This window comes from Comamonas sp. JNW (assembly GCF_003105075.1).
GTDB lineage: Bacteria > Pseudomonadota > Gammaproteobacteria > Burkholderiales > Burkholderiaceae_C > Comamonas > Comamonas squillarum.
The window spans coordinates 365,264-391,789 of sequence record NZ_QETI01000001.1; the positions used below are offsets into that span (position 1 = coordinate 365,264).

17 protein-coding genes, 4 tRNA genes and 1 riboswitch are annotated in these 26,526 nt (G+C 64.0%); of the genes, 9 read left to right on the forward strand and 12 right to left on the reverse strand.

Annotation, left to right across the window (positions count from 1 at the left end):
- Positions 1-5 precede the first annotated feature (5 nt).
- The 6 genes from DCO45_RS01695 to rpsB all read right to left on the reverse strand — a co-directional run bounded on the left by DCO45_RS01695 (position 6) and on the right by rpsB (position 4,830).
- The gene (locus DCO45_RS01695; protein WP_116924481.1) at positions 6-860 is read right to left on the reverse strand and encodes a phosphatidate cytidylyltransferase; all 855 of its coding nucleotides are present in this window, start codon (positions 858-860) and stop codon (positions 6-8) included.
- A gap of 61 nt (positions 861-921) precedes the next feature.
- Positions 922-1,635, reverse strand: coding sequence for a polyprenyl diphosphate synthase (gene uppS / locus DCO45_RS01700; protein WP_116924198.1), 714 nt, complete (start codon positions 1,633-1,635; stop codon positions 922-924).
- 27 nt (positions 1,636-1,662) lie between these two features.
- Positions 1,663-2,223 carry a ribosome recycling factor gene (gene frr, locus DCO45_RS01705; RefSeq protein ID WP_021026558.1) on the reverse strand — a complete coding sequence of 187 codons (561 nt, stop codon included), beginning with the start codon at positions 2,221-2,223 and terminating at the stop codon, positions 1,663-1,665.
- A gap of 49 nt (positions 2,224-2,272) precedes the next feature.
- Positions 2,273-2,992, reverse strand: a complete 720-nt coding sequence (gene pyrH, locus DCO45_RS01710) for a UMP kinase (RefSeq protein ID WP_116924199.1) — start codon at positions 2,990-2,992, stop codon at positions 2,273-2,275.
- Positions 2,993-3,072: 80 nt separating this feature from the next.
- Positions 3,073-3,963 (reverse strand): translation elongation factor Ts, encoded by an 891-nt coding sequence (gene tsf / locus DCO45_RS01715; protein WP_021026556.1) that lies wholly within the window; start codon positions 3,961-3,963, stop codon positions 3,073-3,075.
- Positions 3,964-4,077: 114 nt separating this feature from the next.
- Positions 4,078-4,830 (reverse strand): 30S ribosomal protein S2, encoded by a 753-nt coding sequence (gene rpsB / locus DCO45_RS01720; RefSeq protein ID WP_116924200.1) that lies wholly within the window; start codon positions 4,828-4,830, stop codon positions 4,078-4,080.
- A 352-nt stretch (positions 4,831-5,182) separates the two neighbouring features.
- Here rpsB and DCO45_RS01725 point away from each other — a divergent pair, with 352 nt between their 5' ends.
- Together DCO45_RS01725 and DCO45_RS01730 are read left to right on the forward strand one after the other, a co-directional pair.
- Complete coding sequence (locus DCO45_RS01725; protein WP_116924201.1) at positions 5,183-6,439, forward strand: FAD-dependent oxidoreductase; 1,257 nt, start codon at positions 5,183-5,185, stop codon at positions 6,437-6,439.
- Positions 6,440-6,486: 47 nt separating this feature from the next.
- The gene (locus tag DCO45_RS01730) at positions 6,487-8,064 is read left to right on the forward strand and encodes an NAD(P)H-hydrate dehydratase (protein ID WP_116924202.1); all 1,578 of its coding nucleotides are present in this window, start codon (positions 6,487-6,489) and stop codon (positions 8,062-8,064) included.
- 15 nt (positions 8,065-8,079) lie between these two features.
- On the opposite strand, the gene DCO45_RS01735 is transcribed toward DCO45_RS01730, so the two are convergent.
- Positions 8,080-8,838, reverse strand: a complete 759-nt coding sequence (locus DCO45_RS01735) for an SDR family oxidoreductase (protein WP_116924203.1) — start codon at positions 8,836-8,838, stop codon at positions 8,080-8,082.
- A 94-nt stretch (positions 8,839-8,932) separates the two neighbouring features.
- Positions 8,933-11,239, reverse strand: a complete 2,307-nt coding sequence (gene rnr, locus DCO45_RS01740; protein ID WP_116924204.1) for a ribonuclease R — start codon at positions 11,237-11,239, stop codon at positions 8,933-8,935.
- Between the two features lie 19 nt (positions 11,240-11,258).
- On the opposite strand from rnr, the gene DCO45_RS01745 reads away from it, so the two are divergent.
- The 4 genes from DCO45_RS01745 (at position 11,259) to DCO45_RS01760 (ending at position 12,253) form a co-directional block, all read left to right on the forward strand.
- Positions 11,259-11,343: transfer RNA gene (locus DCO45_RS01745), tRNA-Leu, on the forward strand.
- A gap of 115 nt (positions 11,344-11,458) precedes the next feature.
- Positions 11,459-11,543 (forward strand) — tRNA-Leu (locus tag DCO45_RS01750).
- Positions 11,544-11,911: 368 nt separating this feature from the next.
- Positions 11,912-11,996, forward strand: a tRNA-Leu gene (locus DCO45_RS01755).
- Positions 11,997-12,168: 172 nt separating this feature from the next.
- Positions 12,169-12,253: transfer RNA gene (locus DCO45_RS01760), tRNA-Leu, on the forward strand.
- Between the two features lie 188 nt (positions 12,254-12,441).
- Here DCO45_RS01760 and DCO45_RS01765 read toward each other — a convergent pair.
- Together DCO45_RS01765 and DCO45_RS01770 are read right to left on the reverse strand one after the other, a co-directional pair.
- Positions 12,442-15,216 (reverse strand): DUF349 domain-containing protein, encoded by a 2,775-nt coding sequence (locus DCO45_RS01765; RefSeq protein ID WP_116924205.1) that lies wholly within the window; start codon positions 15,214-15,216, stop codon positions 12,442-12,444.
- 261 nt (positions 15,217-15,477) lie between these two features.
- Positions 15,478-19,509, reverse strand: coding sequence for a DUF748 domain-containing protein (locus DCO45_RS01770; protein WP_133247975.1), 4,032 nt, complete (start codon positions 19,507-19,509; stop codon positions 15,478-15,480).
- 1,201 nt (positions 19,510-20,710) lie between these two features.
- On the opposite strand from DCO45_RS01770, the gene DCO45_RS01775 reads away from it, so the two are divergent.
- The 3 genes from DCO45_RS01775 to nrdR all read left to right on the forward strand — a co-directional run bounded on the left by DCO45_RS01775 (position 20,711) and on the right by nrdR (position 23,812).
- Complete coding sequence (locus DCO45_RS01775) at positions 20,711-21,685, forward strand: lytic transglycosylase domain-containing protein (protein ID WP_116924207.1); 975 nt, start codon at positions 20,711-20,713, stop codon at positions 21,683-21,685.
- Positions 21,686-21,835: 150 nt separating this feature from the next.
- Positions 21,836-21,998: riboswitch (ZMP/ZTP riboswitch) on the forward strand.
- Positions 21,999-22,055: 57 nt separating this feature from the next.
- On the forward strand, positions 22,056-23,300 hold the full coding sequence (glyA, locus tag DCO45_RS01780; protein ID WP_021028725.1) for a serine hydroxymethyltransferase: 1,245 nt from the start codon (positions 22,056-22,058) through the stop codon (positions 23,298-23,300).
- 20 nt (positions 23,301-23,320) lie between these two features.
- Entirely contained in the window at positions 23,321-23,812 is a 492-nt protein-coding gene (gene nrdR, locus DCO45_RS01785; protein ID WP_116924208.1) for a transcriptional regulator NrdR, read from the forward strand.
- Positions 23,813-23,889: 77 nt separating this feature from the next.
- On the opposite strand, the gene aroC is transcribed toward nrdR, so the two are convergent.
- Complete coding sequence (gene aroC, locus DCO45_RS01790) at positions 23,890-24,993, reverse strand: chorismate synthase (protein WP_116924209.1); 1,104 nt, start codon at positions 24,991-24,993, stop codon at positions 23,890-23,892.
- Between the two features lie 48 nt (positions 24,994-25,041).
- Positions 25,042-26,523, reverse strand: coding sequence for a CoA transferase (locus tag DCO45_RS01795; protein WP_243419208.1), 1,482 nt, complete (start codon positions 26,521-26,523; stop codon positions 25,042-25,044).
- Between the last annotated feature and the right edge of the window lie 3 nt (positions 26,524-26,526).

A 26,526-nucleotide genomic window follows, 5' to 3' on the forward strand; every position in this document is an offset into this window, starting at 1 on the left:
GAGGTTCACTTATCCAAAAATTGCAGCAGCATCAGCGCAAGCGGCACGGTCGGCAAGATGGCATCGATGCGGTCGAGCACGCCACCATGGCCGGGCAGCAGATGGCTGCTGTCCTTCATGCCGGCGCTGCGCTTGACGAGGGACTCTACCAGGTCACCGGCCACGCTCATGCCAGCCAGAAACACGCAGGACAGCACCATCAGCCAGGGCGAAAAATCCCAGAGCCGGCTGTAGAAGCTAGGCACCTGCGCGCCAAAATGGCGATCTGCCCAGCTCCACACCAAGGCCATCAGCAGCACGCCCAGCGCGCCGCCCCATACGCCTTCCCAGCTTTTGCCCGGGCTGATGGCCGGCGCGAGCTTGTTCTTGGTAAAACGCAGACCGAACTGGCGGCCTGCAAAATAAGCGCCAATGTCGGCCATCCACACCAGGGCAAAGACCGACAGCAGAAAATTCACACCCATCCACTTGGCCTGTGCAATGGCCAGCCAGGCCACCCACAGCGCCAGCACACCCACGACCAGGCGCAGCGCACGCGGAATGGGCGCCCAGCCAGGCACGCCACCCTTGAGCAAGAAGGCGGCCAGCAGCACCCAGGCGGCACCAGCCACCAGCCACACAGTGGGCAGCGCCGCCTGCGTCCAGCCCATGGCCCAGGCAGCGCCGCACAGCAGCAACGCGACAGCCCCCAGGCCGTACGCGGCCATGCCTTGCAGGCCATTGAGGCGCCCCCACTCCCAGGCCGCGGCGACCACGGCCAACAGCATCAACGCAGCAAAGGGAACCGGATTGGCCGCAGCGATGGCGGGCACCAGAATCAGCAGGAGAACAATGGCCGTGATGATGCGTTGTTTGAGCAAATGGATCTCCTGAAAAAACAAAACTGATGCCTACAGTAGCAGGCATCAGCGGGCAGGTGCACTACGAGGGGGACTGGACCAGTTGCTCGGACGTCTTGCCAAAGCGGCGCTCGCGCCGCTGGAATTCGGCCATCGCCTCGTCCAGAGCCTGCTCGTCAAAATCAGGCCACCACTTGTCACTGAAATACAGCTCCGAATAGGCCGATTGCCACAGCAGAAAATTGCTGATGCGCATCTCGCCACCGGTTCGGATCAGCAGATCGGGGTCCGGCACATGGGCCAGCGCCATGGCATCGTTGAGGGCCACTTCGTTGATGGCCTGGCCCGCAGCGGCCAGCTTGGCCGCCGCCTGAGCAATATCCCAGCGGCCGCCATAGTTAAAGCAGACATTGAGCACCATGCGGTCGTTGTGGGCCGTAGCCTGCTCGGCTTGCGCCAGGCCCGCCTGCACCTTGGCAGACAAGGAAGCGCGGTCACCGACAAAGAACAAACGGATGCCATCACGGGCCAGCGATGGCACCTCCTTGGCCAGTGCGCCGGCCAGCAGGTTCATCAGGCCATCGACCTCGTCGGTTGGCCGGTTCCAGTTCTCGGAAGAAAAGGCAAACACGGTGAGCACCTTGACGCCGCGCTCGGCACAGGCCTTGGCGCAGCGGCGCAGCGAGTCCACCCCTTGCTTGTGGCCTGCCAGGCGTGGCAGAAAACGGCGTTTGGCCCACCGGCCATTGCCATCCATCACGATGGCAATGTGGTGCGGTATTGCAGCAGCAGTCATGCGCGGAAAAACAGATCCAGACCTGGATCAGACCGCCATGATGTCTTTTTCTTTCTCGACCACCAACTGGTCGATCAGCTGGATGTGCTTGTCGGTGATCTTCTGCACCTCGGCTTCCGAGCGCTTTTGGTCGTCTTCCGACGCTTCCTTGTCCTTGACCAGCTTCTTGACGCCTTCGTTGGCATCGCGGCGCAGGTTGCGGATGGCGATCTTGGCGTTCTCGCCTTCGGCCTTGACCAGCTTGGTCATTTCCTTGCGGCGCTCTTCGCTCATCGGCGGCATCGGCACGCGGATCAGGTCGCCCATCGAGGCGGGGTTCAGGCCCAGGTCGCTTTCGCGGATGGCCTTTTCGACCTTGGCCGCCATGGCCTTTTCCCAAGGCGTCACGCTGATGGTGCGGCTGTCTATCAAGGCCACGTTAGCCACTTGCGACAGCGGCATCATCGAGCCGTAGTAGTCAACCTGGATGGTGTCCAGCAGCGCGGGATTGGCGCGGCCGGTGCGGATCTTGGTCAGGTTGTTTTTGAACGCGGCAATCGATTGGTCCATCTTGCCTTCGAGATTCTTCTTGATTTCAGCGACTGTCATTGTCAACTCCTAACTACCACATTCTGCACTTGCACACGCCAGCCGCCCATCAGGCGTAGACCAGCGTGCCCTCATCTTCACCCATCACCACGCGCTTGAGCGCGCCACTCTTGACGATGGAGAATACACGGATGGGCAGTTTCTGATCACGGCACAGGGCGAAGGCCGTCGCATCCATGATGCCCAGGTTGCGGCTCATCGCCTCATCAAAACTCAGCTTGGTGTAGAGCGTGGCATTGGGATCCTTCATCGGATCGGCCGTGTAGACACCGTCGACCTTGGTGGCCTTGAGCACCAATTCTGCGCCAATTTCAGCACCGCGCAGCGCCGCTGCGGTATCGGTGGTGAAGAAGGGGTTGCCCGTGCCTGCGGCAAACACCACAACCTTGCCCTCTTCAAGGTACTGCAGCGCCTTGGGGCGCACATAGGGCTCGACCACCTGCTCGATGCCGATGGCCGACATCACGCGGGCTGTCAGGCCCTGCTTGTCCATCGCATCGGCCAGCGCCAGTGCATTCATCACCGTCGCGAGCATGCCCATGTAATCGGCAGTGGCACGGTCCATGCCGACCGAGCCGCCGGCCACGCCGCGGAAGATATTGCCGCCACCGATCACGACAGCGACCTGAACGCCCAGCCGAGTCACCTCGGCAATCTCCTCGACCATCCGCACAATGGTTGCGCGGTTGATGCCAAAAGCATCATCCCCCATCAGAGCTTCACCGGAGAGTTTGAGAAGAATGCGCTTGTGGGCAGGGCTTTGGGACATGGTGGAGAGCTCCAGGTGTGGGGGATGGGTGAAAAAACGATAGGTGAAACAAAGGGGCCGTAGCCCCTTTGTCAGGATGATTACTGGCCCTTGGCGGCCGCAACCTGCGCGGCGACCTCGGCAGCGAAGTCATCCACCTTCTTCTCAATGCCCTCACCCACCACGTAGAGCGTGAAGCTCTTGATCGAGGTGTTGGCGGCCTTGAGCATTTGCTCGACGGTTTGCTTGCCGTCAGCGGCCTTCACGAAGACCTGGTTGAACAGCGAGACTTCCTTGAGGTACTTCTGCACAGCGCCGTCCACCATCTTGGCGGCGATGTCAGCGGGCTTGCCCGACTCTTCCGCCTTGGCGGCAGCGACGGTGCGTTCCTTCTCGATCAGCTCGGCAGGCACGTCAGCGCTGGTCAGCGCCACGGGCTTCATCGCAGCCACGTGCATGGCCACGTCCTTGGCCGCTTGCGCGTCGCCTTCGAACTCGACCACCACACCGATGCGGGTGCCGTGCAGGTACAGCGCCAGGTTGCTGCCTTCGAAGCGCTTGAAGCGGCGGAACGACATGTTCTCGCCGATCTTGCCGACCAGGCCCTTGCGCACGTCTTCCAGGGTGGGGCCAAAGCCGTCTTGCTCGTAAGCCAGTGCGCTCAGGGCCGCCACGTCGGCAGGGTTCTTTTCGGAGACCAGCTTGGCCGCTGCATTGGCCAGGGCGATGAAGCTGTCGTTCTTGGAGACGAAGTCGGTTTCGCTGTTGACTTCGATGATCGCGCCGTTGTTGCCTTCAACCACAGCGGCGATCACGCCTTCAGCGGCAATACGCGATGCTGCCTTGCCGGCCTTGGTGCCCAGCTTGACGCGCAGCAGCTCTTCGGCCTTGGCCATGTCGCCATCAGCCTCGGTCAGAGCCTTCTTGCATTCCATCATGGGCGCGTCGGTCTTTGCGCGCAGTTCTGCCACCATGCTTGCGGTAATTGCCATTTTTCTCTCTCCGTATTCAGTTCAGTTGGGGTGATTGTGGAAACGTAGGTAAAAAAAACGGGGCTAATCTGGAGCCCCGCTTTTCATTCGCGGCCCAATGGGCAGCCCTGTGGATTAAGCAGCGGTGTTTTCCACTTCCACAAACTCGTCGCCTTCTTCGCCGGCAGCAGCCTTGACCACGTCGTTCACGGCGTTGGCACGGCCTTCCAGGATCGCGTCGGCGATACCGCGAGCATACAGCTCCACAGCCTTGGCCGAGTCATCGTTACCAGGGATCACGTAGTCGATACCTTCTGGGTTGTGGTTGGTGTCAACCACGCCGATCAGAGGAATGCCCAGCTTCTTGGCTTCAGCGATGGCAATCTTGTGGTAGCCCACATCGATCACGAAAATGGCATCTGGCAGTGCGTTCATGTCTTGAATGCCGCCGATGTCCTTTTCCAGCTTTTCCAGCTCACGAGCAAACATCAGTTGCTCTTTCTTGCTCATCGATTCCAGACCTGCTTCTTGCTGGGCCTTCATGTCCTTCAGACGCTTGATCGAGGTCTTGACGGTCTTGAAGTTGGTCAGCATGCCACCCAACCAGCGTTGGTCGACGTAAGGCACGCCAGCACGTTGTGCTTCGGTGGCCAGGATTTCGCGCGCTTGGCGCTTGGTGCCCACCATCAAGATGGTGCCACGGTTGGCCGACAGCTGCTTGATGAACTTTTGTGCGTCCTGGAACAGAGGCAGGGTCTTTTCCAGGTTGATGATGTGAATCTTGTTGCGGCTACCGAAAATGTACTGGCCCATCTTGGGGTTCCAGAAACGGGTTTGGTGGCCAAAGTGGACGCCGGCTTCCAGCATCTCGCGCATCGTAACGGACATATATCTTCTCCGAAGGTTAGGTCTAAAATTCTGCCCCACTATCACGGCAGCCGTGCCTGTGCACCGCATGCCGCAACACCTTAGGTAGGCAGGTTTGCGATTTCGTTTTGAACCGATGCGGCAAGCCACACTCGGCAAAACCCTAGGATTCTAACATAGTCCGGCATGGGTCGCGAAGAAGTTGCACCAACCCCCACCTTGACGATTGCTTGCGTTTTTTGAACCACAGTGGCGCGCCTTACCACGGCAAGCGCAAAAAACTAGGCACAATCTGGCACTCGAACGCACGGCTTTTGCAAATGCTTGCACCGGCCGCGCCCCATCCTATGAACGGCCCCCTGTTTTTGTTGTTATGAAGATTGCGATCGTTGGAGCAGGCATTGCAGGTATAGCAACGGCCTTCGAGCTGATGGAGGCCGGCAACGAGGTCAGTATCTTCGAGCAGCACCGCGCAGCTGGCGAGGAGGCCAGCTTTGCCCCCTCAGGGCTGATGTGGCCTTGCGCGATCAATCCCTGGGGTGCCACCGCCTTCCAGCAAGCCTTGCAGCTGGGCATGTCGCGCCCGGCGTTTGCCGAGCTGCAGGTCCAGGGCAGCGTGCTCTCCTCTCCCCGCCGCTGGGCGCGCCGCCAGCAAGGCATTGCCAAAAAGCTGCGCGACCGCGAAACCCTGCCTGCGCTGCAGTCGCTGGAGCTGCTGGCCATGCAGCGCATGCAGCATGTGCAGGAAATGCTGGAGATCAACGGCCAGTTCAGCCAGGGCCTGCTGCTGCCGCTGCGCAAGGAGCCCAGCGCCGCTGCGCTGTATGAACTGACCCGGCGCCTGTCGGCCGCGCATATTGACTACCAGCGCTGCGACGAAGCCCAAACCCGCGCCATCGAGCCGGGCCTGGCCACCGAGATCCAGATCGCCGGCGCCCTGCACCTGCCGGAAGCTTGGTCGGGCAATGGGCGCTTGTTTTCACAGGGGCTGCTGCAGGCGCTGCAAGCGCATGGCCTGCAGCTCCATACCCAGCAGCCCGTCAGCGGCATCCAGAGTGCAGGCCAGGGCGTGCGCGTGCAGCTGACCGCCGGCACGCAGGATTTCGATGCGGTGGTGCTCTGCGCCGGCGCCCACACCAACCAGCTGCTGCGCCCGCACCATGTGCAGCTGCCCAGCGCGCCTATCTATAGCTATAGCGCGAGCATCCAGATCAGCGAAGAGTCGCTGGCCCCGCGCCGCGCAATCATCGATCTGGAAAACAACATGATCCTGACGCGCCAGGGCTCGCGCCTGCGCATCAGCGGCGGCGCCGAGCTGGGCTACGCCGACAGCCCCGAGCGCAGCGATGACGCCCGCCACGCCCTGATCAGCGTGCTGCTCGAGTGGTTCCCCGGCTGCATCCAGCCGAGCCAATCGATCCTGCAGATGTGGCGCGGCGCGCGCCTGACGGTGCCCGATGGCCTGCCGGTGGTGGGCGCCTCCGGCATCCCGGGCGTCTGGCTCAACACCGCCCACGGCGGCTATGGCTGGGGGCTGTCGATGGGCTGCGCCCACCATGTGCGCCAGCTGGTCATGGGCCAGAGCACCAGCACCGCCCCCGAAGCGCTGGATCTTCACCGCCTGCGCTAACCAGCTGTACCAGCCACCCAGGCCAGGGCCTGCGCTACGATGGTGCCATGCCCGCTTCTGCCACTCTGCCCTATCCCGCCCTGCTCTCCAGCGACCAGGTTCGCGCGCGCGAGCAATCGCTGGCGGCCACGCTGCCCCACTACCGCCTGATGGCCCGCGCTGGCGAAGCCACAGCCCGCCTGGCCCTGGCGATTGCGCCGCATGCCCGGCATATCTGGGTGGCCTGCGGCGCCGGCAACAACGGCGGCGATGGCCTCGAAGCCGCCATCCATCTGCGAGCCGCCGGCAAGACCGTGCATATCAGCCTGCAGCCCAGCGCCGGCAAGGCCCTGCCCGCCGATGCCGCCCATGCGCTGCAACGCGCCCAGGCCGCAGGCCTGGCGATCAGCGCGCAACCGCCCGCCCATTTCGACCTGGCCATCGATGCAGTCTGGGGCATTGGCCTGAGCGCCGGCCGCAGCGCCCCCACCGAAGGCCCCGCGCTGGCCTGGCTGCAGCAGCTGCTGGAAACCGATCGCGATGTGCTGTGCATCGACACGCCCTCGGGCCTGCTGGCCGATACCGGCGCCTGGCTGCCATGGCTAGAACCCCTGGTGCCACAAGCCCCCAGAGGCCGCCGCTTCACGCTCAGCATGCTGGCCCTCAAGCCCGGGCTTTTTACCCTGCAGGGGCGCGACTGGGCCGGCGAGGTCTGGCTGGCACCGCTGTCGGCCCACAACCCGGTCTGGCGCTGTGACCGGATTCCTGCCGCCGATATGGATACCTCCTCAGGCACCGGCCAGTTGGTCATCCGCGCCCAAAACCCTCTGCCCACCCACAACAGCCACAAAGGCCTGTTTGGCGATGTCGGTGTCATCGGCGGCCAAAGCGCCAGCCACGATGGCCAGGGCATGGAAGGCGCCGCCATGCTGGCCGCCAGCGCGGCGCTGCATGCCGGGGCCGGCCGGGTCATGCTACATCTGCTGGGCAGCAGCTGCACATCGCCCAGGCCTGGCGGCATCGCGGCCGACATCATGCTCCGATCGCTGGAGGCCATGCGCGCACTGCGCGGCAGCCTGGTCTGTGGTTGCGGCGGTGGCAGCCTGGTCAGCGATGTGATTCCTCAGGCCTTGCCGCATGCAGGCAGCCTGGTGCTCGATGCCGATGCGCTCAACGCCATCGCCGCCCAAGCCGCTGTACAAACAGCGCTGCTGCAGCGGGCAGCCCAAGCCAGTGCGACTGGGCCCACGGTGCTCACCCCCCACCCACTGGAGCTGGCGCGCCTCTTGGGCAGCAGCACTGCGCAGATCCAGCGCGACCGCATAGGCGCCGCGCGCCAGGCGGCGCAGCAATGGCAGTGCCTGGTAGTGCTCAAGGGCAGCGGCTCGGTCATTGCCGCGCCAGATGGGCGCTATGCCATCAACCACAGCGGCAATGCCCGCCTGTCGATTGGCGGCACCGGCGATGTGCTGGCGGGCTGCATCGGCGCGCACCTGGCAGCGTTGCCGCCCGGCAGCAGCTGGGCGGAGGCCTGGCAGCCGCTGCTCGATGCCGTCTGGCTGCATGGCCATGCGGCCGATATCTGGCCGCCGGCACGCATGCTGACGGCATCGCGCCTGGCGCGCAGCCTGCAACGGCCAGGCTGACAACCAGACTCGGACTTAGCCGCGCCCCACAAACGGCATCTTGGTGGCCATCACCGTGTGGAACAGCACATTGCATTCCAGCGGCAGATTGGCCATATAGAGCACCGACTGGCCCACAACATCCACATCCATCAGTGGCTCGGGCGCAATCTCGCCATGCGCCTGCATGACGCCCTGGGTCATGCGCATCGCCAGCTCGGTGCCGGCATTGCCCACATCGATCTGGCCGACAGCGATGTTCCACTTGCGGCCATCGAGCGCGGCGGTCTTGGTCAGGCCCATCACCGCATGCTTGGTGGCGGTATAGGCAATCGACATGGGCCGGGGCGCATGGGCCGAGATGGAGCCGTTGTTGATGATGCGCCCGCCCATCGGCGACTGCTGGCGCATCACGCGAAAAGCCTGCTGCAAGCAATAGAACATGCCGTTGAGGTTGACATTGACAACATCCTGCCAGGTCTCGACCGGCAGCTCATCGATCGGCACCGCAGGCGCGCCGCGCCCGGCGTTGTTGAACAGCATGTCCACGCGGCCAAACTGGGCCACGGCCGCATCGAACAAGGCCTTGACCGCCACCGGGTCGGCCACATCGGTGGGCACCACCAGGGCCTGGCCGGCGTCTGCCACATGGCTGGCCACTTCCTGCAAAGGCTGCGCGCGGCGGCCGGCCAGCACCACCGACCAGCCGTCCTTCATCAAGGCCAGCGCCGCTGCGCGGCCAATCCCGGTGCCCGCACCGGTCACCACTGCAATCTTGCGCGTCTTCTCGGTCATCCGTACTCCTTCGATAGTTCTCAGCTCTGTGAACGAAAAAAGCCAGGCCATCCCGGGGATGGCCTAGCTTCGATCATAGTGAATTCACAGCCGATCAGCGGCGTTTGCGCGGTGTCTTCTGTCCCGGTTGTTTGCTCGCGCCGGCGCCCCGGTCATTGCCACGCGGCTTGCCGGCAGCATGCGCAGCACCCTTGGCCTTGCGCTTGAGGCTGGCGCGCTGGGCGTCATAGGCCTCATCGCGCCCCTCGCGCTGGCGGCTGGACGGCGACGACGCCACCTTGGCCGCACGGCCGTTGGAGGCCGGTGCGCGGGCTGCATCCTCACCCTCGCGCACCAGGCGGAAGTCGATCTTGCGCGCATCCAGATCCACGCGGCTGACCTGGATCTGCAGGCGGGTGCCAATCGTGTAGCGGATGCCGGTGCGCTCGCCGCGCAGCTCCTGGCGCATCTCGTCAAAGCGGAAGTAATCACCCCCCAGCTCGGTGATGTGGATCAGGCCTTCGACATAGAGCTGGTCCAAGGTCACGAACAGGCCAAACGAGGTGACGGCCGAGACCATGCCGCTGTACTCCTCGCCCAGGTGCTCGCGCATGTACTTGCACTTGAGCCAGGCTTCGACATCGCGGCTGGCCTCATCGGCACGGCGCTCATTGGCACTGCAATGCAGGCCCGCCGCTTCCCAGGCCTGCACTTCGCGCGATACGCGTTGCACACGCTCGGCCTGCAGCTTTTGCTTGGGTGCAGCCACCCGGCTAGCCAGGCGCTTGGCCAGCTTGGCCTCGGCCTCTCCCGGCGTGGGCAGCAGCGGCAGCTGGTAGCGCTTGCCCAGCAGGGCGGCCTTGATAACGCGGTGCACCAGCAAATCAGGGTAACGGCGGATCGGGCTGGTGAAGTGGGTATACGCCTCGTAGCCCAGGCCAAAGTGGCCGCTGTTGATCGGCGTGTAGATCGCCTGCTGCATCGAGCGCAGCAGCATGGTGTGGATCTGCTGGGCATCGGGCCGGTCCTTGGTGGCCTGGGCAATGGCCTGGAACTCAGCCGGACTCGGGTCGTCGCTGATCGACAAGCCCACCCCCATGGCCTTGAGGTAGCCGCGCAGGATGTCCTGCTTCTCGGGCGTGGGGCCTTCGTGCACCCGGAAGAGCCCGGGCTGGCCGCTTTGCTGGATGAAATCTGCCGCGCAGACATTGGCTGCCAGCATCGCCTCTTCAATCAGGCGGTGGGCCTCGGTGCGGGTGCGGGGCACGATTTTCTCGATGCGGCCATTCTCGTCACAGATGATCTGCGTCTCTGTGGTCTCGAAATCCACCGCGCCGCGACGGCCACGCGCCGACAGCAAAGCCTTGTACACATCGTGCAGGTTGAGCAGGTCAGCCACACGCTCCTTGCGCTTGATCGCTTCCTGGCCCCGGGTGTTGGCCAGAATGGCCGCCACCTCGGTATAGGTAAAGCGCGCATGGCTGTGCATCACCGCAGGGTAGAACTGGTAGGCCTGCAGCTCACCATCGGCGGTGACCAGCATATCGGCCACCATGCACAGCCGGTCCACGTTGGGATTGAGCGAACACAGGCCGTTGGAGAGCTTCTCCGGCAACATGGGGATCACGCGGCGCGGAAAGTAGACGCTGGTGGCACGGTCGTAGGCATCAACGTCGATGGCATTGCCGTTCTGCACATAGTGGCTCACATCGGCAATCGCCACCAGCAGGCGCCAGCCCTTGGTGCGGCCAATCTTGGCGGGCTCGCAGTACACCGCATCGTCAAAATCACGCGCATCTTCACCATCGATGGTGACCAGCGGGATATCGGTGAGGTCGATGCGGGCCTTGCGGTCGGCCAGGCGCACCTTGTCCGGCAGCTTCTTGGCCAGCGCCAGGCACTCGTCCGAGAACTCATGGGGCACGCCATATTTGCGCACCGCAATCTCGATTTCCATGCCGGGGTCGTCGATCTCGCCCAGCACCTCGACAACGCGGCCCACCGGCTGGCCAAACAAGGCTGGGGGCTCGGTCAACTCCACCACGACAACCTGGCCGGTCTTGGCCGCGCCAATCGCCCCATTGGGGATCAGCACATCCTGGCCATAGCGCTTGTCCTCGGGCGCTACCAGCCAGACGCCGCTTTCCTGCAGCAGCCGGCCAATGATGGGCTGCGCGGAGCGCTCGATGATTTCAACAATGCGGCCCTCGGGGCGGCCGCGGCGGTCGGTGCGCACGATGCGGGCGCGGACCCGATCACGGTGCAGTACGGCGCGCATTTCATTGGCCGGAATGTAGATGTCGCTTTCGTTGTCATCCCGGATCACAAAGCCGTGGCCTTCACGGTGGCCTTGGACTACACCTTCAATTTCTTCTGACAAATTATCTGCTCCTGTTTTGGAAGCCGTTTTTTTGATATACAATCTGATTCTTTCCTGAAATGCCCAGGTGGCGGAATTGGTAGACGCACTAGTTTCAGGTACTAGCGGGTAACTCCGTGGAGGTTCGAGTCCTCTCCTGGGCACCAAGTTTAACGACAAGTACAACTTGTTTTGTGAAAACGGTGAAAAATCAGTCTTAACGGGCTGGTTCAACAGTGGTTTTTTAGGAAAGTCGATAAGGGGCACTGCCCTGCATCATCAGCCCAGGTGGCGGAATTGGTAGACGCACTAGTTTCAGGTACTAGCGAGTAACATCGTGGAGGTTCGAGTCCTCTCCTGGGCACCAGACATAAGCCGTTGCACTTTCGTGCAGCGGCTTTTTCTTTGTCTGCGATGCGCATCGACGGCGCAAACCGCATCTTTGCGCTCCCGATATAGCCTGCGCTCGGCAGGCACCACACCATCAGCTGCAGAGGTGGCAGACCCCCCCTCGCCACACTCCTCTGTACAGTGATGCCGTATTCTCTTGGGCGCCATGCCAGCTTGCATCACTTGCCAAACCTGGCCGGCACCAGCCACTGCAACCGCTCGCAGCACCTTGGAACTGGGGCAGCCGCTGAGCGAAATGGCACCCCCACCCGGCGCTCTGAAAAATTTTCCGAATTTGCCCCGAAGCGGTCAAAAATCACCCCTATAATTGCGGCTTCCCTGAAAGCCCAGGTGGCGGAATTGGTAGACGCACTAGTTTCAGGTACTAGCGGGTAACTCCGTGGAGGTTCGAGTCCTCTCCTGGGCACCAAACAGCAAAAGCTGCTGCACACACGATGTGCAGCAGCTTTTTTGCTTTGGGCCGGGCATGCTTTGCGGCAGCGCACAGCCACCCGCAGTCTCACGCTATCTTTTTTGAGAAAAATTTTGCAGTTTTTCTAAAACCGCCACCAACACCCTCCTATAATTGCTCCATCCTGAAAGCCCAGGTGGCGGAATTGGTAGACGCACTAGTTTCAGGTACTAGCGAGTAACATCGTGGAGGTTCGAGTCCTCTCCTGGGCACCAAACATCAAGCCATTGCACCCATGTGCAATGGCTTTTTTGTTGTCTGCTTGCACGCAAGCTGCCAGCCCGCAGCCACCACAGGACCCGCCCTTCACTCCCCTCTCCACCAAGTAAGCCCAGCACCAGGCCCATAAAAAACGCCCTGGCGTTCAAGAACAGGGCGTTGTGAGGGCGGCGCTGTAGAAGGCTTACTTCTTCAGCAAAGCCTTCAAGGCATTTTGCAGGCGGCGGGCCGAGGCCTCGTCGCTGCTGGTGGCCAGTACCTTGGCAACATCCTGCTGCCAGGTCTCTTGCGGCGAAGGATCATTGCGGCGCGTCAGCAGCTGCAATTGCAGTGCACGGCGGGCATTGATGTGCTCGGCAGGGGTGGGCACTTCCGCTGCCATCTCCAGGCGCAGCATGGCTTCGCGGCCATCCCCGGCGGCAGGCGCGGCAATGGCCTGGCTCCAGCTGTTGCGCGAGCCGCTGGCAAGGCGTCCCAGATCCTGGGCCTGGGGCAGCAGCGCGGCATCGCGCTTGCTCCATGCATCCATCATCTGCGTCAGCGCCTGGCCATGGGCCTGGGTGGCGAGCTTGCGCAGCGCAGCCTGGGCATGCTCCACCGCATCGCGTTGGGCGCGGAAGGCGGCATCGCCCAGACGAGGGCCCCGGTCTTCGCGCGGCGCGCGGTCCATGCGCTCACCCCGGCCAAAGCGGTCATCTCCACCACGGCGCTCCTGGCCACGGTCGCTGCGCGGGCCACGGCTGTCGCGGCCATCGCGGCTGTCACGGCGATCGCCACCAGGCTTGCCGGGGCGGCCAGCGGCTGCGGGCGCATCACGGCGCATACCGGGGCGGTCATCGCCGCTGCGCTGGGCAATCACGGGCTTGGGGGCCACAGGTGTTGGCGCTGGTGCCGGAGCAGCAGCGGCCTCTGCATCGGCACCCTCCTGGGCTGCAGGTTCTGCGGGCTGCTCCGCATCCACTGGTGCTGCCGCATCTACAGCAGCCGCATCCGCTGCAACCGCTTCTGGCGCCGCTGCCTTTGGTGCAGCGGCAACAGGCTCGGCAGCCACTGGGGCTTGCTGGGCCTGCAGCGCTTGCTGCAAAACATCGAGCGCGGCCTGGATCTGGGCGGCATCGCCGCTGTGGTTGGCCGCTTCGAGCGCCTTGGAGGCGTCGAGCACGGCCTGGTCGCGGGCGCTCAGCTGGTGCTGCACACGTTCGCGCTGCTGGGTCTTGCGGGCAAAGGCTTCATCGAGTGGCTTGCGGAACGCATCCCAGAGCTTTTGCTCATGGCGGCGGTCCATCGGCACGGACTGGGCTTCGGTCTGCCACTGGCGCTGCAGCTCACGCACGGCGTCAATGTTCAGGTTGGGCGCAGCGGCCAGCTCCACGGCCTGGGCCACCATGGCTTCGCGGCGCGCAATGCTCTGCTTCTGGGCTGCATGCAAAGGCGCAGAGGCCTCGTGCAGCGCGGTCTTCCAGGCCTCTTGCAGCTCGGCATAGGCCTTTTCGCCCACATGGCCACTGGCGCGCCAGCGGTCACCAAACTGGAACAGGTCGCGCTGAATGCGCTTCCAATCGGTCGATGGCTTGTGCGCCTCGACCCAGCCCTTGAGCTCGGCAATCAGGGCCTCGCGCTCGGCGCGGTGCTTGGCGCCCTCTTCGCGCACCTTGGACAGCCAGACCTCGACATGCTTGTAAGCAGCGTTGCAGGCCTCATCAAACTTCTTCCACAGCGCATGGTTGGTGGGGCCGCTTTGGTCGGCCTTCTTCCAGTCCTCGCGCAGCTGGCGCAGCGCCTCTTGCAGCTTGCGGCCGCCCAGCTCCTGGCCTTCGGGGCGGGCGAGCAAGCCCTGGGCCTTGGCCAGCAGCTCCTCGCGCACCTTGTCGGCGCTCCAGCGCTGCCAGCCTTCGAGTTCACCGGCGGCGATCAGCGCGGTGTTGACCTGCGATTCCAGGTCCTGGTCGATCAGCTTGCCGTGCTGCTTGAGGGCAGCGCGCAGCTGCTGCGCCGCGCTGGATGCGCCCTTGCCATGGCCTTCGGCCGTATGGGCCTGCAAGGCTTTCAGCGCTTCTTGCACCGCATGCTTGGCGCGTTTGGCTTCCTGCGGGTCGGCAGCGGGCTTGGCAGCAGCGGCACGGGCGGCAGCTTGCTCCACTTCGGTGGGCAGGCCGCGCCCGGCGCGGATCTCGTCGGCCCAGACCGGCACCGTGGGCAGCGGCGCTTGCGCATCTTCAGCGGCAGCCAGGGTTTGCTTGAGGGCGGACTGGAACGCATCCCAGACCAGCAGCAGCTGCGACTTGGAGGCGTCGAGCATGCTCGGGTAGCGCGCTTCGACGCTGCCCCAGCTGGCATCGCCTTCGAGCACGGCAGCTTGGTCCTGCCAGTGCTGCACATCGGTGGCCAGTGCCGCCTGGGCAGCCTGGGCATCCTTGTAGGACTTGGTGGAGAGCACTTCGACGCGCTGGGCCAGCAGCACGGCGGCCTCGCGCTGCACCTGCACGCGGTGCTGCAGGTCTTCAATCGTCTTGATGCGGTCGGCCAGCTGGATCTTGAGCGCGGCCAGCGGCTCGCGCGACAGCGGCGCGCCAGCCTTGGCGGCGTCACGCTGCCAGGCCAGGGCATCGGCAATGTTCAGCTTGGAGGCGCCCAGCAGCTTCTCGGCCTTCTCGGCCCATTCCGCGGCGATGGCCTCCTGGCCCTTGGCGCGGCGCATCTCTTCCATGCGCTCACGGATAGCCTTGGCAGCGCCCTTGTCGCGGGCAGACAGCTCCTTGAACACTTCCTGCAGCTGCTCGGCACCCGGGTTGGTCGCCAGCCATTCGCGCACCTTGGCTGCACGCTCGCCCGAGGTGGCAGCCGAGAAAGCACCACCGGTGACGCCATCGAGGGGATGGGGGGCAGCGGCCGCCTTGGCGGGTGCGGGTGCGGGCTCAGGGGTTTCGGGCGTCTTGTTGCGCGAGATAAAGGGGAACATGGAGTCAGTTCAGTCGTAAATACGGCCTGCATCGCAGCGCAATGCAGCGCAATGCAGCCATTGGCACATAAAAAAGAGGGAAGCCGGCCCAAGGGAGTCTCTGCGAAACTGCCTGGCCTGCATCCAGGGTGCTATTTTGACCCGGTTTGGCAAGGACTCCAAGCACACGGGCATCGCTATCAGGTAATTCGGCCGCAGCATGGCCAAAAACAAAGGGCTGGCGCCCTGCGGCCCAGCCCTTGTTCAATGGTGTGTCAGCGCTCAGCGCGGCGCCAGACTGAGCTCGGCATGCGGCGTCCAGTCCTTGTCCTCACCAAAGCCCTCGGTCTTGGCATTGCCCAGGAAGAGGCGCTCCAACTTGACGCCCTTGCTGGCCAGGTAGTCACGCACCGTCACGCCCCGGGCCAGCGCCAGCTCGCGCATCGCATTGTCGGGCACGCTGATGCTGGTCAGCAGCAGGGTTTCCATCTCGGCCACCGGGATGTCGCTGGCCATGCCCACCAGGTTGCGCGGCTTCTGGATATCGGCACGTTTGTACACCTCCTTGAGCAAGGCGGGGTACTCGGCAGCGCTCACGGCCTGCACGTCTTCAGGCTTGCCACCGGCGCGCACAGCGCTGCGGCGCTTTTGCGCCAGCACCAGGTCATCGATGCGGGCCTTGCGCCAGCCGTCCTTCTCGCGCTCCAGATCGGCCTGGCCGGCAACGGTCAGCTGCAGCGCCGGGCGGTCTTCCAGCGCCTTGGCCACCTTATCCAGGCTTTGCTTGCTGTCCGCATCCAGCACCGCACTGCCGGGGGCAAAGGGCACATGGCTGGCTTCGCTGCCGCCACCAAAGGCGCCCGAGAGCAGCGCAAAGGGCGAGGTCACCGCCTTCATGATCAGGTTGCCAATCACCTTGAAGATGATCGGCGCCAGGCGGAACTGCGGATCATTGAGCGAGCCGCTGATGGGCAGGTCCAGGTCGATCACGCCATTGCGGTCGGCCAGCAAGGCCACAGCCAGCTTGACCGGCAGGCTCGCTGGCGCGCCCTGCACCGCATCGCCAAAGGTCAACTGGTTGAGCACCAGCTTGTTGCTGGCCGTCAGCATGCCCTCGGGCGTCACGTCGTACTGCACGTCCACGCTCATCTTGCCGCGCTCGATGCCATGGCCGGCGTACTTGATGCTGTAGGGCGTCAGCGGAGACAGCTCCAGATCGCGCACCTTGCCATGGATATTGAGCGCCAGCGGCTTGACCAGCGGGTTGAGCTTGCCGGTGATCTCCAGCGACGCGGTGCCTTCTGCCTTGCCGCGCAGCTCCAGCTCGGCCAGCTGCAACTGGCCGGCCGTCGGCTCGGACGAAAACGCGCCCATGCGCCCGGCCAGCTCGGACAGGTCGGCCGAGTAGTTGGGCCGCACAAACTGGTCGCTGAACTTGACGGTACCGCCGGCCAGCGTGATCGGCCCCATGTCGATAATCGGGCCGGTGGCTGGCTCGGGGCTGGCAGGCGAGGCCGGTGGGCTGACTGCCGCGCCGCCCGAGGCCTCGACCACCACGCCTTCGGATGGCGCCGCCGCATTGCCAGCGCCCGCAGCACTGCTGCCGCCCAGGTCCTGCAGATTGAGCTTGCCGTTCTCCTGCACCACGAGGCGCGCATAAAAGTCGGTCAAGGCCGTCTCGCCGACCTGCACCTTCATGCGCTGGCCCGGCACCATGTCCACGGCCAGGGCGCGCAGGCTCAGCAGCTTCCAGTTCAGCAGGTCATCGCCCGCCCCCATCAACCCAATGCCCAAGGTACCTGTACCCCGGTTGGCAACAGGTGCAGCCGCTTTGCGGCCGGTCTCGCTGGCGCCATTGCCATCGTCATCACTGGCATCATCACCGCTGGCCGGCGCTGCGGCGGCCACCAGGGGGCGCACGCGCACATCATCCAGCCCAGCATCGCCCTTGATATGCAGCACCGGCCCCTTGTCCGATTGGCTGAAGTCCACCGTGCCCCGGAAGTTGGCATCCGCGCGCACGAGGCGCACCGGCAGCAGAGCCGCCGCATAGGGCTCAAAGGCGTGAACGGGCAGCTGGCTCACATTCAGACGCCCCACGGCCGACACTGGCGCCAGGCCCAGGCTGCCGTCATAGGCGATGCGGCCGGGCTCGGCGCGGCCGCTGCCGATCCGGCCCGAGAGCTTGAGCGGCGAGGGCTTGGCCTTGGCCGCCAGCGGCGCATAGTCGCGCAGCTCCAGATCCCAGCCGGTCAGGCGAAAGGCGACCTTGCGTGCGGTCGATTCATCCTGGAAGGCGAGCTGGGCGCCCTTGATCGCGATCACATCCAGCTGCACATCCCAGGGTTTGCTGGCTGCGGCCTTGCTAGAAGTAGCAGGCTTTGCGGGCGCCTTGGCCTCGCTCTGGCGGGCCTGCGATGCCACGAGCCAGTCTTCAAACATCATGCGGCCGTCCTTGGCGCGCGAGAGGCCCAGCACCGGCTCAACCAGTTGCACCGAGCCGAGCTTGACCTGCTGGGCTTCGGTGTCCAGCACGGCATCCTTGACCAGCAGCTGGCGCAGCTCCAGCAGGTTGTTCTTGCCCTTGAGGCCGATGGCCGGGCCATGGGGCGGCGCGCAGTTGGCCTTGCTGTTGCACTGCAGCGCCACGTCCGATACGCGCATCTGCGCCAGCGTCAGCTTCAGCGCCGTGCCCAGGCGGCTCAGGTGCATCTCGCTGTCTATCGTGCCCAGCAGGCCCGGCTCAATCACGCCGGTCAAATAAGAAGCACCCAACTGCAGCGGCAGGCCCGTGGTGGTCACATCCACCTCGGCCATCTGGTCGGTCGCCTTGCCCGAGAACACCAGGCGGCCGGTAGACGGCACGCCCTGCGCACCCGAGAGCCCCGACGAACCCTCAAAACTGAAAGGCTGCTTGAAGGGCCAGGCAATCTGCTGCGCCTCCATGCTGAAGTCATCGAGCTGCACGCGCGCGGGCAGTGGCACGCTTTCATCGACCCAGACTCCCTTGAGACGTCTGAGCTTGAGCGCATCGACCCGCACCGACCAGGCAGGTTGGCCGCTACTGGCTTTGCCTGCGGATGCGCCAGCTTCTGCAGCGACTGCCTGAGAGTCCGCGTTGTCGGCCTTGTCAGCCTTGTCGTCCTTCGCTTCGGGGCTTGCACCATCTGCACTGGCCACGGTGGCTGCAGGCTCTGCCTTGTCTGCGGCGGCAGCGGTTTCTGTGGACTTGGCGGCCTGCGGGGCATCCTCAGCCCGGCGCGGCAGTGCCTGGCCCTGGGCATCGAGCAGGCTCAGCTGGCCATTCTTGCCCCGCTTGAGCGACAGCTGCGCGCCATCGAGCGCCAGCTGGGCGATATGCACCTGCCCCAGCAAGGGCTGCACATCGGCCAGTTGCACATCGAGCCGCTCCCAGCCCAGCAATTCGCCGTTGGCCGCGTCGTGCAGCTGCACAGCGCTGGCATGCACCTCGCCGCTCAGGCGCACCTGTGTCTTTTCACGTTGTTCAAAGGCCAGAGCCAGGTCGGCATTGAGCACGCCGGCCACCAGCTTGACGGGCAAGGACGCGGGGATATAGGCCAGATAGGGCTGGAGGTCGAGGTCCTTGATCGCAAACTTGGCCTCGGCCTTGCGGTCATCGGCAAAAGGCGTGGCCTCGGCATGGCTGGCAAACTGGCTGCCATTGAGCACAAAGGCCAGCTGGGGCAGCACCTTGATCTCGCGCTTGGATTCGAGGTTGCTCAGAAAGGGAATGCCCAGCTGCAGACCCTGGAGTTCATGGGTCTGGCCCACCGTGTCATCGCGCAAGGCCACCTGCCCGTCTTTGAGCTCGATGTTGTAGAGCGCAAAGTGCGCCGTCTTGCCGTCATCGGCTTTGGGCTCAGGGCTGCGCAGCTTTTGCAGTATGTCGTCAAAATCAAATTTTCCGGGGGCGGTCTGCGCGATGCGCAGCACCGGCTTGTCCACCTGGATGGCATCGAGCACCGGTGCGAGCCTGAACACCGACTGGATATCGGCATCCACATAGATGCGCTCGACCGCCAGCATTGCCGCGCTGTCCGCCTGGGGCCCGGCGATCTGCAGGTCGCGCACGGTCAGCTCCAGCGACCAGGGCTTGAACTCCACCGCCCCGATATGCACCGCCCGCCCAAGTTTTTCCGTGCCCAGCTTCTCGCCCTGGGTGCGCAGCAGCCAGGGCAGCAGCAGCCACGACAGCGCCCACAGCAGCAGCAGCGCCAGCAGGCACCATCCCAGCCGGCGCAACCAGCGCATCGCGACGACCTTTTTCTTGTTTGTTTCTTGCGTTTCGCTCACGGCGATGATCCTCACTCTGAGTCAGTACGGCCCACCCCATGGCAGCCATGGCAGGCCCAAGATCCATTGTGCACAAATAAGCCGCTGTAGCGGCGCTGGCTTAGCACACAAAAGCGGCATCGGTAGCTCGTTCACAATCGTTCAAGTCTTGCAGACTGCCCCAGGAAACGGTGTGCCTCTCTATATATATAGAGGACAGACGCAGTTTCTATGGCGGCGCGCCCTGTGGTAGCACCACGGCCAGGGTCGAGAGCAGCAGGGGGCGCTGCCGCGATGCACGGATCCAACAGCCGGATCGGGCATCCGCCCGTCCGCCCGCCCTGAACACCGCCGTGCTTTTCACACTGCGGCATGCCAAACCGCAGCGCGGAGCCGTAAAAACACACGCCAGGCCCTGCTTTTTTGCGTCCATCTATTTTTCACCCAGGTATAAATGCCAAAAACCTGATGTAGCCATGGGTTATTGGCTGTTTTATCCTGGTTTTTATACAGTTTTTTGGCCTTTTGATGTGAAATTTGTGCGTGCGCAGATGACCGCATGATGACCAAGACCTGCCCGCCCAAATCAGGCCAGTGTTTTGCGCGGCCCGCAACGGTTCCTTGCAGCTATTGGCAGGCGGCACCCGGGCTCCCTCCTAGGCTGAAAAAACGCAAATGGAGCGACTCGCTACACCAAAAACAGAGCACAACAGCCGCGCAGCATTTGATAAAGATTGACTTTTTGCTGCATCCTTTATATCAATCAATGTATTTAAAAGATTAAATATAAGCTATTGAACCCATAAAACGGGGTCCCCAACAGGCCCCCGATCCGGTGCTTTTTCTGCCTGCCATCCTAGGTGCAGGGATGGCTGCCGCCCCAGCCCGGATACGGCCCTGCGGTGAACCGCTATACACGTTTTTTTATTACTTTTTTTTCTCATTTTTCAATTCAATAGTGTTGACTGAGTATTAAGCAAGCTTCTAGAATTCAGCCCATTGCATTGATTGCTGATTTTTTAGTCAACACCCCTCACGGTGTTTTGATCGTAGCCCCTGACACGCAAGAGCGTGCTTGAAACGACAAGGGCCGTCTGCAACGCAGACAGCCTGCCGGAGACCGCACAGGACAGTGTGGCTCCACCCTGCCAGACCCCAGCCCGGTGCACTATCCGCCGGGCTCTTTGTTGGAGGTGGCAGGACTTAGAAAGGAAAAATCCCTATGACGGCTCCCGCGCAAGTGGATGCCGGTGCGCGCTCATTGAGCGCCACCATCAGCTGTGGTCTGATGACCATGGCACACAACAGTTTTGCTTTGATCGGTCTGGTAGTGGCGTTTTGCGCCCTCACCCTGGTGTCGCGTGATGACCTGCGCCACGCCGGCGAGGCGCAATTGCGCAGCTGGCTGCAGGCCCGCACGCATGCGCCAGCCGTTGACCTGGCAGGTGCCGATGCGGACGCATCCAATGGCGACGATGCCGCCATGGTGGCGGCCGTGGACCGTGCCACCGCCAGCAACCCCCAGCAATTGCCCCGCAACCAGGCCAATGTGGCCTATTGGCTGGCCAAGAAATACCGCGTGGCGCCTGAGCCACTGGCCGTGCTCGTCTCCGAAGCCTACCTCGTGGGCAAGGAAACCAAGCTGGATCCCACCTTGATCCTGGCGATCATGGCCGTGGAGTCAAGCTTCAACCCCTTTGCCCAAAGCTCGGTGGGTGCGCAAGGCCTGATGCAGGTGATGACCAAGATTCACACCGACAAGTACGAGCACTTCGGCGGCCACTTTGCAGCCTTTGACCCGGTGACCAATCTGCGCGTGGGCGTCAAGGTGCTGCAGGAGTGCATCGAGCGCGCCGGCTCGCTCGAAGGCGGCCTCAAATACTATGTGGGCGCAGCCAACCTGCCGACCGACGGGGGCTACGCCGCCAAGGTGATGGCCGAGCACTTCCGCATCAAGCAAGTGGCCGAAGGCCGCAGCAACACGCCCAAGGCACCGGTGGCCCCCGCTGCCAAGCCTTCACTGTCGGCCCAGGCGGATACGCCCGCCGCAGCCGGTACCGTGGCCGACAAGGCCAAGGCCGCCAGCAACAGCGCAGCTGCAGGCAACGCTTCTGAAACCGTGGCCCTGGCTGACAAGCAAGCCGCGCTGCCAGCAGCGGCCAAGGCCGAGGCCACCGCCGTGGCCATGGGTTCCTGATCTGCCCCTCCGGCTCGTCGCCCTGTTAGCACAAGCACCCTGCGGGGTGCTTTTGTTTTTTCTGGCCTTGGCACAGCTTCCCTGAACCGGTTTTTATCCAGACGTGGCGATAAACCCATTGCCCCAGGCCTGTGCAGCCTCGGCTACACTAGCCGGGTACGCGACTGGCGATAGACATCTGTATGACCGGATTGTTGACGTGGAATGCAGGCCCGGCCTGCAGCAACCACCGGGGAGCGTACCGTGCAGTGCCAGGGCGAGCGCATCGCCCCCCGCACCCGCCACGTGTTAGCCGTGCGCCTGGGCAGCCCCTGTTTTCGCCAACCTCACTGTTGGCAGGCAGGGCTCACTTCTGACTCCAACGACCGCCATGTACCAACGTAACATCCTTGTCGAACAGACCGACGCAGAACTCTTTGCGGCCATCCAGGCCGAAAACCAGCGCCAAGAGCAGCACATCGAGCTGATCGCCAGCGAAAACTATGCCTCCCCTGCCGTGATGTGGGCCCAAGGCACCCAGCTGACCAACAAGTACGCCGAAGGCTACCCCGGCAAGCGCTACTACGGCGGCTGCGAATTTGTCGATATCGCCGAGCAGCTGGCCATCGACCGCGTCAAGCAACTGTTTGGCGCAGATGCTGCCAATGTGCAACCCCATTGCGGCGCATCGGCCAATGAAGCGGTTTTCCTGGCTTTCCTCAAGCCCGGCGACACCATCATGGGCATGAGCCTGGCCGAAGGCGGTCACCTGACCCATGGCATGCCACTGAACATCTCCGGCAAGTGGTTCAACGTCGTCTCCTACGGCCTGAACGAAAAGGAAGAGCTGGACTACGACGCCATGGAAAAGAAGGCGCACGAGACCAAGCCCAAGCTGATCATCGCTGGCGCATCCGCTTACTCGCTGGAAATCGACTTTGCCCGCTTTGCCAAGGTGGCCAAGGATGTGGGCGCGATCTTCATGGTGGACATGGCCCACTATGCCGGTCTGATCGCCGCTGGCGAATACCCCAACCCCGTGCCCCACGCCGACGTGGTGACCACCACCACCCACAAGAGCCTGCGCGGCCCGCGCGGTGGCGTCATCCTGATGAAGGCTGAGCACGAGAAGGCCATCAACTCGGCCGTGTTCCCCGGCCTGCAAGGCGGCCCGCTGATGCACGTGATCGCAGCCAAGGCCGTGGCCTTCAAGGAGGCGCTGACGCCTGAGTTCAAGCAGTATGCCCAGCAGGTCAAGACCAACGCCCGCATCGTGGCCGAGACCCTGACCGAGCGCGGCCTGCGCATCATCTCTGGCGGCACCCAAAGCCACGTGATGCTGGTGGACCTGCGCGCCAAGGGCATCACCGGCAAGGAAGCCGAAGCCGTGCTGGGCGCTGCCCACATGACGATCAACAAGAACTCCATCCCCAACGACCCGGAAAAGCCGATGGTCACCAGCGGTATCCGTATCGGTACGCCCGCGATGACCACCCGTGGTTTCAAGGACGAAGAAGCGCGCCTCACGGCCAACCTGATCGCCGACGTGCTGGACAACCCACGGGACGAGGCCAACATCGCTGCCGTGCGCGCCAAGGTCAACGCCCTGACCGCACGCTTCCCCGTCTACCGCTGATCTGACCTGCGCCCGCGCCTATGAAATGCCCCTTCTGCAGCCATCCCGATACCCAGGTGGTGGAGACCCGTGTTGCAGAAGACGGCGGCTTTGTACGGCGCAGGCGCCAGTGCGGCAACTGCGAAAAGCGCTTTACCACCTATGAGCGGCCTGAGGTCAGCCTGCCGGTCATCGTCAAAAAGGACGGCCGGCGCATCGACTACGACCGCAGCAAGCTGCGCGGCTCGTTCAGCCTGGCGCTGCGCAAGCGCCCGGTCCCCATCGACAAGGTGGACCTGGCGCTCGAGCATGTCGAGGACAAGCTGCGCACCTTGGGTGCGCGTGAGGTACAGACGCATTTGATCGGCGAGCTGGTCATGGCCGAGCTGCAAAAGCTCGACAAGGTGGCCTACATCCGCTATGCCAGCGTCTACCGAAGCTTCGAGGACATTGACCAGTTCAAGTCCATCGTCGACGAGGTAACGACCCCGCCGCCCGAGCCCAGGAAAGACAGCGCCCGTAAAAAGGACTGAGGCACAAAAAAATGCGAACCCTGGGTTCGCATTTTTCTTTGGAGACCAGCCACGGAGCCGGCCCGGGCTGCGCCTTGTCAGTCTTGCGGCGCCTCGGCGGCAATCGGCCCCACCGCCTGCACCACATCGCTGTTCTGGGCGCGGTGGCGCAGCGCATGGTCCATCAGCACCATGGCCAGCAAGGCCTCGGCAATCGGTGCGGCGCGGATGCCCACGCAGGGGTCATGCCGGCCCTTGGTGATGACCTCGGTACTCTTGCCCTCGGTATCGATGGACTCGCGCGGGCTGATGATCGAGCTGGTGGGCTTGATGGCGATGCGGATCTCGATGTCCTGGCCGGTGCTGATGCCGCCCAGAATGCCGCCGGCATTGTTGCTGCGAAAGCCCTGGGGGCTGAGCGAGTCGCCATGCGTAGTGCCGCGCTGGGCCACGCTGTCAAAACCGGCACCAATCTCGACCGCCTTGACGGCGTTGAGGCCCATCATCGCGTAGGCGATGTCGGCGTCGAGCTTGTCATACAGCGGCTCGCCCAGGCCCACCGGCACGCCGCTGGCCTGCACGCGGATCAGCGCGCCGCAGGAGTCGCCCGCCTTGCGCAGCGCATCCATATAGTCTTCATAGCGGGTCACATCGGCCACCGGCGCAAAAAACGGGTTGTTAGGCACATGCGACCAGTCCTCAAAAGGCAGGGCCACCTCGCCCACCTGCAGCATGCAGGCGCGGAACTCGGTACCGAACTTCTCTTTGAGCCACTTTTTGGCCACGGCGCCAGCGGCCACGGTGGGCGCGGTCAGGCGGGCCGAGGAGCGGCCACCACCACGCGGGTCGCGGATGCCGTACTTGTGCCAGTAGGCATAGTCGGCATGGCCGGGGCGAAAGCTCTGCGCAATATTGGAGTAGTCCTTGCTGCGCTGGTCGGTATTGCGGATCAGCAGCGCAATCGGCGTGCCCGTCGTCTTGCCCTCGTAGACGCCCGAGAGGATCTCCACGCTGTCGGGCTCATTGCGCTGGGTGACAAACTTGCTGGTGCCGGGGCGGCGGCGGTCCAGGTCCTGCTGGATATCTGCCTCGCTCAACGCCATGCCCGGTGGGCAGCCGTCAATCACGCAGCCAATCGCGGGGCCATGGGATTCGCCAAAGTTGGTAACAGTAAATAAGGTGCCGAAGGTATTGCCGCTCATAGCCCGCCATTATCACTGATGCCGGTGCCCCACGCAGCCCCACAGGGCTCACCAGCGGGGCGGGTCACCGCCAGGCGGCTGGCCGGCATGGGGCCAGCCGCCTGGCAGGCCCTGCAGCACCGCACTGTGGCGCACCGCACGCAGGCGGCCAAAGCCAGTGTCCATCTCTTCCAGATAGGCGTCGGGCGGCGCGCCGCTGGGTGCCGTAGCCGCCGCAGCGGCTACCGGCCGCTGGCCCATGGACTGCAACCACTGTGCGACGCGCGCCAGCGACACCTGCACATGCCAGCTGCCGCCCTGCTTTGCCTGGCGGTAGAGCGCAGCCTGGATGCCAAAGGCCAGCAAAAAGCCCGCGCTGTAATCGAGAATCTGCAGCGGCAGCGCCCGCAGCCCCGCGCTGCCAAACGCCTGGCCTTCGGCCCAGTTGATGCCGCAGACGGTCTGCACCAGCGAATCAAAGCCGCGCCGGTCGGCCCAGGGGCCGCTGCGGCCATAGGCTGACAGGCTGGCATAGACGATGCCCGGCCGCTGCCGGGCGGCAGACTGCGGATCCAGCCCCAGCGCATCCAGCGCGCCCGGCCGGTAGCCTTGCAGCAGCACATGGGCCTGATCCAGCAACGCGGCCATCTTTTGCTGGCCTGCCGGGGTTTTCAGATCCAGCAAGGCCGAGCGCTTGCCCCGGCTCATATCGGCAATGGCCTCGATATTGGGCAGACCCGGCCCATTGAGCATCAGCACATCGGCCCCTTGCGCCGCCAGGCTGCGGGCTGCCACGGGCCCCGCCAGAATGCGGGTCAGGTCCAGCACGCGCAGGCCAGCAAGCGGCCGGTGCTGGGCAGGCGCGGGCCCATCGCGGGGCGCGGCGGGCTGGTCGCTGTCCAGCTGCGTGATCGACAGCAAGGGCTGCGCGGCCACCGCCGCACTTTGGGGATGGGCCTGCCAGGCCTCAGGGCTGCGCGCAGCTGCCACCACGAGGCCCAGCGCTGCGGCGCGCTCCTCCGCTGCCTGCGCCGTCCAGCCTTGGAGCGCGTCCGCCACCTGCTGCCGCGTGGTGGCAGCGCCCGTGGGCAGGCCCAGGAGCCGCAACACGCCATCGCGGTGGTGGTCAAAATTGGCATGGATGCGCAGCCAGCCCGGCTCGCCCACATCGGCGCCGCAGGCATAGAGGCCCGAGATGGGCGCCCACAGGTTGGGCTGCTCGCCGTCCAAGGTGAAATAGCCACTGCACTCGGCCAGCACATGGCCCACATCCACCTGGACCTGGGGCATGGCCCGCTGCTGGCGGCGCTGGTACAACAAGGCACTGGCCAGGCCGCTGGCCGCCACGGCCGCAGGCGCTGCCACATCCAGGCAAAAACTCGAGGGGTAGGCAGCGCCATCGCCGCTGAGCGCCAAAGCGCCCTGCTCCAAAGCCTGCGCTGGCAGGCCCGCTTGCTGCCGGAGCATGTGCACGCTGGCCTGTATGGCCGCATGCAGCGGTTGCTGCGCCAGGTGGTGGCTGGTGGGGCTGTGGTTGTTAGTGGTTGGCAAGAC